A 13,396-nucleotide genomic window follows, 5' to 3' on the forward strand; every position below is an offset into this window, starting at 1 on the left:
GTTTAGTTTTTGTTGTTGTATTGGTATTCTTTTACCATAATTCCTTCATTATTGAAGACTTTCTGCAGCCTGCCGAAAGAATCATACTGATATTTTGCGGCCATACCATTGGGCGAAATTGTAGTGGTCATTCCAATCATCGGGTCATAAGTATAGGCTGTGATCACGAAATTTTTAAGAGCAGCATCTTTTCTGAAGGTATTCAGTGCATTGATCAATGCTGTTTCTTTTGCAGCTTCATTAGCCGGAGTGGCATCAGCATCTTCGTTAGAGGCATTCACAATGGATGTGATAAGTGCAGCAGGAATGTCCGAGAGCTTTGCACCTTCTATTTTGGCAATTGGCATGGTCTTGTTATATCCCCAGATTACGGTAGTAGGCATTCCTCCTGTAGAAGAGTCCGCAGCATCCGGAAATGCTCTGTACTGCACAAGATTTCCTTTGTCATCATAAATATCATTAACGGCATTTTTAATGGACTGGGTAAGATCATCAGGTAAAAATCCGATTACAGAAGTTGGATATAAGTGCGTGGTATCATCATATCGGGTTTCTGTTTTAGAAAGGGTAACCCCATTTTTTTTGGATTCAGTAGTAATTACCCTGTCTCTGATTCCTGCTACAAATAAACGCATAGCAGCTGGCTTAGGATATTTATAATTTTCTTCCAGAATATCTCCTTCAGGAGTAATCGTTTTTTTGCCTGTAATATTAAGATTTGTGGTTTCTCTTGTGGATTCTATTGTTGAAGAAATAGCATCCTGTCCTACAAAAGAAGTAGTGGTATTGGTCTGCTTGGTAATAATTGAGTTCTTTACTGTACCCCCTGAATTCATTATGTCATTAAGTTGATAAGGATTTCCTATAGATGTTAATTGATAGGTATTTTCTTCTTTTGTTACCAGCGTATTATTGGCATCAAAAACTTCTTTTTTATCTAAAAGACCATTAACAAGGATATTGTAATGAGATGCCGGACTTGCTAACCCTCCTTCAGGATCTATATTCTCAGGATGATCCTTCAACGTTTCAAAATAATATTTTGCATATCCTTTATTCTGACCAATGGTTTCTTTTACATTCTTATAAACCACGGGACTGTCCTTCAGCCAAGCCAAATAACCACTTGTTTTGGCATTATCGCCAAATTGCTGATAAGAGTAATAACGGGTTTCAGAATCTACAGGAATTCCATTTTCAAGAAATTCTATTTTTTTGATTCTGACTCCATTTCCGGTAGTATAGTTGGGAAGGGGAATAGATCTGTATCTGATTCTTTTGATGGTAACAGTACCGCCGCCGCCTGTTCCCAGTACTTTGAAAGTATTGGTTCCCGGCATAAATTTCATATTACCATCATTTCCTAGTACTGATGAGGTTAGCTCAATATCAACAGAAGGAGTCAAGCCTGGATCCCATACCGGAGAATCGGTGTAGTAAGCGGTGACGTCTACACAGTACATAAGATAACTTCCTCCCTCGGAGTCGTCCGGGTTTGAAGGAATGTTGAAGGTGTAAGTATCTGAAAAATGAGTGTCAAAATTAAAAGTACCTACAGTTTCCAAAACCTGTGCATCTTGATCTATAAATTCATACGGACGGATGTACTGATCACCGGAAATAGTCCAGGGATCTAGTATATTAGTCTTTTTAACCTCATACTGATTGGGTTCAAATTCATACCTTGTTTGTCCACCTGTAGGATATTTTATGGTGCTGAGAAGCCCTACATTTAAAAACTTTGGACTATCAGGATCATTAAGGCAGTGGCATTTAAATTCTGTCCAGTTGCTTCCTGTAAAAGAACTGTTGTTATATTCAAAACTTGTTTTTTCAAATTGCGTAGATGTTCCATATTTTTGAACTGAATGAAGCATTCTTCTGTCATAGAAACCATCAGGCACTGCCTCCGCTGTACATGAGGATAGTAAAGGTTCAGTATAAGTAAATCCGCTATCCTCACTTTGCAGGGTATATTTCTGAATCACTTTTCCGGCTTTGTTTTTCAAGGCTACGGTTTGAAGCTGATAAGGGTCTGTTAATTTCTTTCGAAGAGCCTCATTAAAATTATAGCTGAATTCAATGGAACCAAAATCTGGTGAAGTTACTTTGCTGATTTTCAAACTTTTCATAGTGAGAGTCTGATCGTTAGGTACATAGCTATCCTCAATGTATGTGAAAAGTAGTGGTTCATTCTGATAAACATCCTTTATTTTAGTAAGATAATAAGCTGACACATACGAGGTAGAGTTATTATTCTTTTTAAAAATATTCTGATCTTTATTATTAAAAAAATAAGTATTTCCTGATGGATCAACAACTTTAAAAGTATCTTCTGCTTGATTATAAGTAAGATCCAGATTGGTATGAGTGATATAAGTAATTTCTTTTTGTCCCGAAGCATTAGCTTTTAACAAAAACTTACCATTAAATCCCATAAAGGAATAATAATAAATATCGGTAGGTATACTATTATATTGGTTTATTGATCTGTAAATAAGACAGCTTGTCCCATACAAAGACCAACCTAACCCGACATCAGAAGCTTTGCTTGTTTTACCTGCATTGCCGGGGTGGTAAGATATTCCTACGTTAACCCCTATTCCAGGGTTATGAGTAGCTAGTGCAAAGAAAGGAATATTAATGTCCGGAACCCCTGTGGATAATGATATAGGAGCATTGATGAAACTAGACATTGATGCTGCAGAAGGTGCCGAGGTGAAACTTTCGCCTGATGCACCTTGTGAGAATAATAATCCTGAACAAAATGTAAGCAGGAATACTATAATCTTATGTTTTTTTCTCATGATGTTATTTCTTAATTAATTTGGCATTCGCTGTTTTGTTAGTATCAGTTTTTATCGCAACCAGATAAGCTCCCTGAACCAAAGCCTGGGTATTAATCTTAGTCACTCTGTTTTTGGTTTTAATACTTTGAAGCTGTCTTCCGCTCATGTCGTACAACAGAATATCAGCTTCTTTAAAATCAAAACCAATTTCAACATAAGCATAATCTGATACTGGATTTGGATAGATTTTGATATCATACTTTTCAATTAACTGATCAACCTGTTTGTCGCCCAGCTTTACAATCTTCCAGTTTTCTTTGCCCAGCTCTTCTGCACTGGTTCCGGCCAGAACAATTGAACCATCTCTGTTAAGCTTTAAATCAGAAAGTCTTTCTTCCTTCTTTCTGGATTCTCCTTTTACATGTTTTCTCCACTGTTCATTTCCATTCTGATCAAGATAAAGCATCCAGAAAGTTTCATCATCAGTTTGGATTCTTCCTTCAGCTTGAGTATAGCCTCCCAACAAAATTCCTTTGGATGATTTATTATCTGCAGAATGTAGAACGCTCATTCCCATCAAAATATCACGGTTTTTGAAATTGTAGGATTTCTGCCACTGCTCATCCCCTCTTTCGTTTAAAGAAATCAGCCAAAGATCTGTTCCTTCTTCAATGCCTACAGTTTTGTTTCCTGATCTTTCTGATCTTGATTCTCCACCAATGATAAAGCCGTTTGAAGTTAAAGCCAGGGTTCTGATATGATCATCTCCTTTTCCTCCAAAATTCTTTTCCCATTCAACTTTTCCGGTTTTGTCTAACTTGACAATCCAATAGTCGCCTTCACCGAAGTTTTCAGTTTGCTTTGAGGTTGCAGATAGTAGGTTATGGGTTGCAGTTCTTTCAGACGGAGTATTTGTATTGATCGTTGATTGCTGATTATTTGTTTTAACAGATGTACTTCTGGAATAAATACCTAGTAATGCTCCACCATCACGAGTTGGAATCATTTTCTCCACTTCATCTAAACCTTTTCCACCTAAAATTAATTGTGATAATTCTTTTCCGTCTTTATCTAATCTTGTAATCCAGACATCTTTGGAACCATAGCCTTTTGAAGAGTTCTGTATATTACCCGCGACGAAAAATCCTAAATCTGTTGTTTGAATAACAGCTCTTGCTTCTTCATCAGAAGAACTTCCCAAGGTTTTCTGCCATAATTCATCACCAAATTCATTGATTCTGATCAGCCAGATATCTGATCCTCCTTTGGAATCCTCTTTTTTATCCAGTCCTTTTCCTGAGTAAGAGGTTCCTGCTAAAAGAAATCCGCCATCTTGAGTGGTAACTGTTGCAGATAAATAATCATGATTCTGTCCGGAGAAGTATTTTTCCCAGACTTCTTCTCCCTGCTGGTTCAGTTTTACCAGGTGAAAATCGTAACCGTTGTTTTGCTTACTTGCAGAAGTCTGTTGTTGATTGGTCTGAATTGAGCTTCCTGTGATCAAATATTGTTGATCAATAGTTGTGGTAACCTGGCTTAGAAAATCCTGGGTAGAGGATTTGATATCTTTCTGCCACACCACTTCCTGGGCAGATATGCCCAAGGCTGCACATATAGTATATGCACTGAGATAAAATTTTCTCATGTCAATGTCGTTTTCTGAGTTAATAATTAGTTTTAAAAACCGTGCAAATTTAACACTTTTTAAGACGTGAAAATTGAATTAATGTGGTATGTTTTTAAATCATACTATTAATAATTGAATTCACTTTATTTTATATTAAAATTTATCTTATTGTAATGCAAAATTATCTATGTGTCACGACAAAACCTGTCGTATTATTTTATGAATATTTATTATTAAAAAAGTCACCCGATCAGGTGACTTATATTGAAAACTACATTAAAATTTAATAAAAAAGAGCGGTAAAAACCGCCCTCAACAAAATTTTATCTAACAAATATTTTTTACATATAAACGCACCCACAGCCCGTTTCCCATTCCTGGCACAGACGCATAGGTTCATTACATCCCGGGTTGCCGCCACCACCGCCGGAAACTCTGTAACAGGTACCGTCACTGCAATAATAAGAACCTATAGTTGGCGGACAATTTCCATCCATATCACATACTGCGTACGGAGTGTCACCACCACTGATCAGGACTAGCTGATTTCTTTTTAGCTTTTTTAAATTTTTCATAGTAATCATGTTTTAATTTGTTGATTACTAATGTATAGAAAAATTAGCACACCAGCAAGTGTTCTAATTGATAAAGAGTAGATGAGTTTATTATAATACTTATTTTATTATTAATTTATTCCATATCTAAGGTCATAAAAAGAGCGAGTTCCTCTGAATTATTGTAAAGCCTTGTATTCAGTCCGGTAATATTGAATCCCATTCTTCTGTAAAATTGTATGGCAGGGTAGTTGGTGTTTTGGGTCTCCAGTTCAATAACCCTGCAGCTTAATCTTCTGGCTTCTTTAATGGCATTTTTAATCAGCATAATACCGATTCCCTCTCGTCTGTGTTTTTCATCGATCAGGATATTTTCAATATAAAAACTGTTGTTCCAGGTTCTGTGTTCACAGATGATCCAGCCTGCAAGCTCTTCATTCACATAAGCACCGAAAGAGTTTCCCTGTTCAATGATCCTATTGAGTTCCTCAAGCTCTTCAGAAGTTGTTTCCCAGATTTTGGTATAAGGTAAAGACTTTTCCTTTAAAATGAATTCAAAAGACCCTCCAAATTCAATAGAGGAAACCGAATAGATAATTTCTGTTGTATAGCCATTAAGTCCCCAGTTTACACTTGGGTTAGAAGACAATTTTTGTAGTTTTCTTATTTCCACATTATATATTTTAAGGTTATTGAATTTCTGTACAGATTTCTACCAGATAATTGTTGGGATCTTTGATATAAGCTGTTTTCTGTCCCCATGGTTTTACTGCAATATTTTCATAAAGAACAGCTCCGTTTTTAATTGCTTTTTCTACCAAAGCTTCTACATTATCTGTGGTAAATCCCAGTTCTATTCCGAAAGGCTGGTCTTGTGTTTTTGCTGTTATAAATCCTTTTTTTATATTGGAATTTGCAAGACTGACAGAGGCGAATGACAGGCTCGTTTCTCCGGTCAGCAGTTCACCATAATCCTTTTCAGGGGTGATGAATTTTATTTCGGAATCGAAAGTGTTTTTATAAAAATTCATGGATTGCTCTACATCTTCCACATACAGAATAACATATTTGAATTTGATCATAATATTCAATTAAAAGGGGTTTATTTTTTGTTTACAATATATTCTTCATCCAACATCAGTTCTACATTGGGACCCTGTAAAGGATACTCTTTGAAGGTTCCGAGATGGCTAAAATGAAGAGGATATTTCTGAGTGAGCTGCCTTACTTTAGTTCCAAAAGAATTGATATTCACCTTTTGAACAGAATCTTTCTTCTGTCTGCCATTACTGAAAAAAAGCATGAGATTACAATGGTCTTTAAATTCGAAATCATTATAGTAAAATACATGGATGTTTTCTTCTCTGCAGATCTGCGCCAGGTCATTAATTAACTCTTTTTTATTTTTTAAAGGTAAGTTACAATCAATTCTGACAGAATAGTTTTCAGCATTGCTTTTCCTGAAATCAGAACTTACCATTTGAATAAAACGATGCTCAATACTTTTGAATTCTTCTTTTTCCGGACTATAGTTTTTGCTGGATTGAATGGCAAAAGGAAGGCTTGAATCTACTAATACTGCATTTTCACGGATCATAAGCTTTTCGATCTCTAAGGCAAATTGAAAATGAAAATCAAAAAGCATATAGTCTTCAATATTGATGATCAGTTGGTTTTCATTGATATCTATATGTAAATAGGTTTCTTTACAATGAGTTTTAAGTTCTTCCAGCTTTTCAAGAAAACTATCTTTATTTTCAATTTGAATTCTTGCAGCCAGCTCAGCAGGATTATCGGCATGCCCACCAAACCCCGGATAAAACTTGAAAAACTGAAAGTCATATAATTGATCCGGAAATTTAAAATACCAGTATACGCCTAGAATCATAGCAGATTGATTGATGAATTGTAGAATAATCAAAATTAAATAAAATTTCACACTCCAAAACTTTCAAAACCCTTAAATTTGTTGGCAATAAAAATTTACTTGGATGCTTAGGAACATTTCAATTGCGGCAGCTACTTTATTGTCCGTAGTTACAATCAATGCGCAGAAGAACAGAAATACCCAACTGGAAAGACCCAAATTAGTTGTAGGCCTGGTAGTAGACCAGATGCGTTGGGACTATTTGTACCGTTTTTATAGTAAGTATGGGAATGATGGTTTCAAAAGACTTTTGAATACAGGATATTCTTTGAATAATGTACATATTCCTTATGTACCTACTATTACTGCTTTGGGACATACTTGTATTTATACAGGATCGGTTCCGGCTATTCACGGGATTGCAGGAAATGACTGGACAGATAAAGAAACGGGAAAAGGAGTGTACTGTACTGCGGATGAAAGCGTTCAGCCCGTAGGAACTACCAATACAAAAATCGGAAGCCACTCTCCGAAAAACCTTTGGTCGACCACAGTAACTGACGAATTGAGACTGGCAACCAACTTCCAGGGGAAAGTAGTAGGGGTTTCTTTGAAAGACCGTGCATCTATTCTTCCTGCAGGACACACTCCAAACGGAGCTTTCTGGTTTGATGACAGTACAGGAAATTTCATTACCAGTACATGGTATATGAATGACCTTCCTCAGTGGGTAAAATCATTTAATTCTCAGAATCTTCCTGAAAAACTAGTAGCCAACGGTTGGAATACTTTACTTCCGATCAACGAATATACAGAAAGTGCACCGGACAATTCCTCCTGGGAAGGTCTCTTGGGAAGTGCAAAAACACCTACTTTCCCTTATAGCAATTTAGCAAAGGATTATCAGACTAAAAAAGACAATATCCGTTATACGCCTTTCGGAAATACACTAACATTAAAGTTGGCAGAAGCTTCTGTAGAAGGTGAAAAACTGGGTGGAGATAATATTACAGACTTCTTAGCCATCAACCTAGCATCTACAGATTATGCCGGGCATAAATTCGGACCGAATTCTATTGAAGTAGAGGATGTTTACATCAGATTAGATCAGGATTTAGCAGAATTCTTCAAATACCTGGATTCAAAAGTAGGAAAAGGTGAATATACTGTTTTCCTTTCTGCGGACCATGGAGGAGCACATTCTGTAGGATTCCTTAAAGAACATAAAATCCCGACAGGTTTCTTCGGTGAAGATGCAGAAAAGAATCTGAGCCAGAAGCTGAAAGAGAAATTTGGAGCTGATAAATTGATCAATGCTATTGATAACTATCAGATTTATTTCGATAGAAAAGTGTTGGCAGACAGTAAGCTTGAATTGGATGATGTAAGAAACTTTGCTGTAAAAGAAATTGAAAAAGATCCTACTGTTTTATATGCTGTTTCTGTAGACAAAGTGCAGGAGTCAAGCATTCCAGAGCCCATCAAACAAAGAATTATTAATGGAATCAACAGACAGAGAAGTGGAGATATCCAGTTAATTTCTCACGATTCTATGCTTCCTCCATATTCTAAAACAGGAACTACACACAGCGTTTGGAACTCTTATGATTCTCATATTCCATTAATCTTTATGGGGTGGGGAGTAAAACAAGGAGAAAGCAACAAAGAATATCACATGACAGATATTGCACCTACAGTATCTTCTTTATTGAAAATTCAGTTCCCAAGCGGAAACGTTGGAAACCCAATTACGGAAGTTATTGGCAGATAATTAAAGATTATAGAACAAAACTCTGTTTAAAAATTTTTGGAACCATTAAGATTGTATTAAGGTGTTAAGAGTATTAAGATAAGCTCCGTTTTAAGCTTAAAAATCAGAATGATTTATCTTAACTATACTTTATTTCTTAAATTATCCTTAATGGTTTAATAAATATTTTTTTGATAAGTTTAAACGGATCTAGTATAAAAAAAACATCCCAATTTGGGATGTTTTTTGTTTTCAAAGCTTATTGGTTTCGTATCATTTGCTGAATCTCTTTATGAAACTTTTTATTCTGTTTTTTTATTTTGACAATAAAATATAAAAGAATAACGATCAAAATACATCCCAGCAGTACTGCACCCATTTTAATGTAGCGATAATAAGACTTCAGCTTTTCACTTTTTAAAGCGGTTTCTTTATTATGGTTATCAATTACCTGATTAATGGATTTCAGTTCATTCTGCTTTCTTTTAAAGCGCATTTCTAAGGACTTTTTATTATACTGCTGATAGAGCTTCTGCTGTCCCATCGCAAGATAATTTTCAGCCAGTTCTTTGTAAAGTCCTTCATTCAGGATGATATCTCCCGTGTTTTTACAAAGGTTTTCAGCTTTTAATAATAGGTTTATGGCAGATTGATTTTCATGTCTTTGTTTGTGTATTTCAGAAATTCCTTTCAAGGCAAATGCTTCCAGACTTTTAGCATAATTCTTTCTGGCATAGTTGATAGACTGTGAAAAAGCTTCCTGTGCCTTATCAATTTGATTGAGATTAAGATAACAATAGCCTATATTGTAGTACACCACACTCATATTGGAATAGGTGGTTTTCTTAACCGGGACTTTATCATAATTTTGTATTGAAATCAGAAATTTTTCCAAAGCAATTTCTGAATTAGACTGGCTTTTATAGACCATTCCTCTTATTGCATGGCTTGCAGCGGTTTCAATGTATTTTTCGGGATTCTTCTCCGGAATTCTTGCGATATACTGATCTGCTTCATTCAGAGTTTCAAGACATTTGCTGAAAAGTTCCATTTGCTGATACTGGATAGCCACTGAAATAAGAACTCCGGCCTGACTTTTAGGATCATTGGTTTTCTGGGAAAGTTCTTTCGCTTTTAAAATATATTGTAAAGATTCTTCAAAGTTTCTTTTTGCAATATTGGCCGTGGAAAGAAGCATATAAAGATTAATAGAGGTCTTTACATCAGGAGAATTTTTCAATAACTGTTCTCCTATTTTAATGGCCTTATCAGGATTGTCATAAATTTCGAGTTTAGCTTTTTTTATTAAGACACTATCTGGTGTCTTTTGGGCTTTCGTGAAAATACAAAAGAATAAAAAGAATAAGGATACTATCTTTAAAAATGGTTTCATACGGCTTTAGTTTTACTGATTTCCTGAATATAAACATTGGGAGACATTCCGGTAACAGATTTGAAAACAGTTGTAAATGCGCTGTGCGACGAAAAACCGGAATATTCTGCGAGATAACTCACTTTATAATTAAGAAAAGTAGAATCCTCTCTTAATAGCTGTACAATATGATTGATCCTGAGTTTGTTGATATATCCGTTAAAATTTTTCTCCTTATTGTTGATCACTTCCGAAAGATATTTTGTATTAATTTCCATTTGAGAAGAGAGTAAAGAAAGAGACATGTTTTTATTCAGATATCGGTCGGATTTTTCAAATTCTTCAAGCTTCTGGAGAATTTCATCCTCTTTTTCCCTTGATATCTTTGTAGAGCCGGAATCTTTTGTTGCAGCATTCGTTTTGTTTAATGTGATGGGTTGGGATTTCTGTCCGATCTGTTTTTCAAAAAAGTCAAACTGCTTTTTTAAGTCTTTATTTTTGCTTTTAATTATTAGAAAATAAATAAACAGACCTATAACAATCAATGATAAAAAGAGAGCCAAAAACCAGGTAGATCTGGTCAGCATATGTTTTTGGAATTCAATATTTTTATTTTGATTGGTTTCAACAAGTTTTACAAGGTATCGTATGCCTTCTTTCGAACTTGAATCCGTTTTTGCTTTTAAATCATTGTGAAGTTTATTGTACTGATGGTATTTTTCATCATTATGAACCGCGTAATAGTTGCGGGATAGAGATTCGTAAATTTTAATTTTTAAATTGTTAAAAGGCAGGTTTTCAACTAATGTAAGTCCGGTTTCCAGCTTTTCAATGGCTGTTGTATAATCCTGTTTCAGAAAATAATATTGGGAAATATTTTCGTAAGCCAATCCTAGAAGAAAAGGTTTGCTTTTCCAATGTTCAAGATCTGAAATGATATTGTCTATAAGTGTTTTATATTCCGTTAGTTTATTTTGTTTCAACAGATAAGAAGCCCGGAAAATTTTGTTTTCTATTTTTAAAATTTTGTTCTCTTCATTATGATCGCTGAGGTATTGATTGCTTTTATCCAGATTTTGTAATGCTGTAGGATAATCTCTGTTGATCCCTGAATTCAAAGCCTGAAGTTGGTACAATTTTGCAGTGGTAATTCTCAAAGCCGGATCAGTGCTTTTAAGAAGTTTCTGATCAGATAGAAGATTACTGATGATTCTTTTGGACTGATTATACAAACCTAAGTTTTGATATTGATCCGCAAGATTATAACCACTGAATATCTGCATGAAATAAGAAAGTCCGGTTTTCTGATCAGTATCTTCATTTTGAGCAAAAATATTCACTGATTGTACATAATCACCCTTCATGGCATAGGCTTGTGAAATGATGTTTTGGAGAACCATTTTATGTTCCGTATTCTGATCACTCACGAGAATTCCCTGAGTATAACTTATACATTCATCAGAGTTCTGATAGAGTTTCAGAAATGCCTTATCGGCTAAAATAGTAAAGTCCGGGCCAGACTGCCCACTGATAAAAAGAGAGCCGAAAATGAAAACAAACAGTAGGATTCTTCTGTTATGGTGAAATAATTGATAAGTAAATAATTTGTTTTTTGTGTTTTTTTGAATAGTTCCGGTAAAATCCATATTCAAAACGTTTATTCTTATGTTATTGTTTATTAGTGTTTTAAAAATTAAATTCTTTTGAAATTCACGAATTATGAAAGTCTATTTCTTTTAGCAGGGTGAATATTGTATTAATATTGTTTTCACCAATTCGAAACGCTAAATATAATAAAATATGAAAAATTTTTACAGAATGTCAATGAAAATATTGACCGCTTATTTTTTCCTGAATTTTAGTTTTGCGGAAGCTCAGCTTACTGTAATAGGTTTAGGAAATTATAATGTAGGAGCAGTTTCGGATAATGGAGTGGTAAGTATGCATACAAGTGCCGGAGGAGTTTACAAATGGGATGCTGCCGGAGGACTTGTACAGATAGGTTCAATATCAAATGGATATCCGGCTTCCGGAAGAACAATTGTTTCGAATGACGGAACCAAAATCTCTTCTTCCGTTACCAATGCAGCAACGGGATTCAATGAAATATCAACTTATGATGTAGCAAGTTCTACCTGGGTAAACAGAGGCGGGCTTGTTCCTACCGGATGGGACGGAAGTGTAAGTTCTACCTGGGGAATGACTACCAATGGAAATACTATTGTAGGTCTGGGCTTTCTTACCGCAGCAAATGCACACGCTGTAAAATGGGATGAAGCCAGCGGAATGGTAGATTTGGGAAGTATGGTTCCCGGACGCAGTTCCAGAGCCAATGCCATCAATGCGGCAGGAACAGTAATTGTGGGTTGGCAGGATGAACCGACAGGTATCAGAAGCGGTGCAAAATGGCAGGACGGAGTAGAAAGTTTTATCACAGATAATAACGGAAATAATGTAGGAGAAGCAGGCGGAATTTCTGCAGACGGAAATACCATCATAGGAGCAGCAAATCCTAATCCCTATGTATGGAATGCTGTGAGTGGACTTACTTATATAACGCATCCTAATGCTTCGTTCAGTTTCAAAGGAGGAGCAACAGGAATTTCGGCGGACGGGAAAACGGTGATTGGATTTTACAGAGCATTCGGAGCTCCTCCTATGTCGGGAGAAGGCTTTATCTGGAATTCATCTACCGGAAGGATTAATCTGAATGATTATGCCGTATCCTTAGGAATTGCAACCAATGGAGTAACAATGGGGCTTCCTTTGGCCATTTCACAAGACGGAAAGAAAATTGCCGGAACAGGGACGAATGCCTCAGGTCAAATGATCGCTTTCTATCTGGATATTACAGCGTTTTTATCAGTGAACGATGCTGTAAAAGAGAAAGATAATATCGGTATTTATCCTAATCCGGTAGCTGATATATTATATTTTAAAGGAACAGGAAGAATAGAGAAAGCTGAAGTTTATAATTTGGTTGGACAAAGGGTGAAAACATTCAATACTGTAGAAGGGCAGATTGATGTTTCATCCTTGTCAAAAGGAGATTATATTCTGCAATATTCTGTGAAAGGAGGAAAGCAGGAGAACTATAAGTTTATTAAAAAATAACATATATAAATAGTAAAGTAGTGGGATGAATGGCCGTTTTCAATATTGAAAGCGGCTGTTCTTTTTTATCTGCTGAATTAAAAAGATAGGTTTTTTTAAGCGTAGGCTGGTTTTTTGGCGAATACATATAAAAAACTATCTTTGCAAAAATTTTGGTTTCCAGTATTTTGGAATGAAAAGGGAATCGGGTGTAACTCCCGGACTGTCCCCGCAACTGTAAATCGCAATAAAAGTTTCTGCAAAAAACCACTGTTTAAAACGGGAAGGAGCAGAATGCGAAAGTCAGGAGACCTGCCAGGATTATAATTATAAAAACCTATTGC

Annotated in this window: 10 protein-coding genes and 1 riboswitch; of the genes, 2 read left to right on the plus strand and 8 right to left on the minus strand. The window is 35.6% G+C overall.

The features are described 5' to 3' along the window. Positions 1-2 precede the first annotated feature (2 nt). From LKL37_RS13610 to LKL37_RS13635, 6 genes are all read right to left on the minus strand, one after another. On the minus strand, positions 3-2,807 hold the full coding sequence (locus LKL37_RS13610; protein ID WP_431611086.1) for a hypothetical protein: 2,805 nt from the start codon (positions 2,805-2,807) through the stop codon (positions 3-5). Positions 2,808-2,811: 4 nt separating this feature from the next. Then, on the minus strand, positions 2,812-4,434 hold the full coding sequence (locus LKL37_RS13615; RefSeq protein WP_431611087.1) for a T9SS type A sorting domain-containing protein: 1,623 nt from the start codon (positions 4,432-4,434) through the stop codon (positions 2,812-2,814). Between the two features lie 323 nt (positions 4,435-4,757). After that, positions 4,758-4,991 (minus strand): hypothetical protein, encoded by a 234-nt coding sequence (locus LKL37_RS13620; protein WP_105701808.1) that lies wholly within the window; start codon positions 4,989-4,991, stop codon positions 4,758-4,760. Positions 4,992-5,106: 115 nt separating this feature from the next. After that, on the minus strand, positions 5,107-5,643 hold the full coding sequence (locus LKL37_RS13625) for a GNAT family N-acetyltransferase (protein ID WP_431611088.1): 537 nt from the start codon (positions 5,641-5,643) through the stop codon (positions 5,107-5,109). A 16-nt stretch (positions 5,644-5,659) separates the two neighbouring features. Continuing rightward, positions 5,660-6,052 carry a VOC family protein gene (locus tag LKL37_RS13630; protein ID WP_105701798.1) on the minus strand — a complete coding sequence of 131 codons (393 nt, stop codon included), beginning with the start codon at positions 6,050-6,052 and terminating at the stop codon, positions 5,660-5,662. Between the two features lie 20 nt (positions 6,053-6,072). Next, on the minus strand, positions 6,073-6,858 hold the full coding sequence (locus LKL37_RS13635) for a hypothetical protein (protein WP_431611089.1): 786 nt from the start codon (positions 6,856-6,858) through the stop codon (positions 6,073-6,075). Between the two features lie 103 nt (positions 6,859-6,961). Between LKL37_RS13635 and pafA the strand changes: the two genes are divergently transcribed. Further along, on the plus strand, positions 6,962-8,608 hold the full coding sequence (gene pafA, locus LKL37_RS13640) for an alkaline phosphatase PafA (RefSeq protein ID WP_431611090.1): 1,647 nt from the start codon (positions 6,962-6,964) through the stop codon (positions 8,606-8,608). Between the two features lie 238 nt (positions 8,609-8,846). Here the strand turns inward: pafA and LKL37_RS13645 are convergent, their stop codons facing one another. Both LKL37_RS13645 and LKL37_RS13650 read right to left on the minus strand, forming a co-directional pair. Further along, positions 8,847-9,980, minus strand: coding sequence for a tetratricopeptide repeat protein (locus LKL37_RS13645; protein ID WP_431611091.1), 1,134 nt, complete (start codon positions 9,978-9,980; stop codon positions 8,847-8,849). Continuing rightward, complete coding sequence (locus LKL37_RS13650; RefSeq protein WP_431611092.1) at positions 9,977-11,605, minus strand: helix-turn-helix domain-containing protein; 1,629 nt, start codon at positions 11,603-11,605, stop codon at positions 9,977-9,979. The genes LKL37_RS13645 and LKL37_RS13650 overlap by 4 nt, the downstream gene beginning before the upstream one ends. Before the next feature lie 154 nt (positions 11,606-11,759). Here LKL37_RS13650 and LKL37_RS13655 point away from each other — a divergent pair, with 154 nt between their 5' ends. Continuing rightward, the gene (locus LKL37_RS13655) at positions 11,760-13,073 is read left to right on the plus strand and encodes a T9SS type A sorting domain-containing protein (RefSeq protein ID WP_431611093.1); all 1,314 of its coding nucleotides are present in this window, start codon (positions 11,760-11,762) and stop codon (positions 13,071-13,073) included. A 136-nt stretch (positions 13,074-13,209) separates the two neighbouring features. Beyond that, positions 13,210-13,386: riboswitch (cobalamin riboswitch) on the plus strand. Positions 13,387-13,396: the final 10 nt, after the last annotated feature.

This window comes from Chryseobacterium sp. 'Rf worker isolate 10' (genome assembly GCF_050753305.1).
Classification (GTDB): Bacteria; Bacteroidota; Bacteroidia; order Flavobacteriales; family Weeksellaceae; genus Chryseobacterium.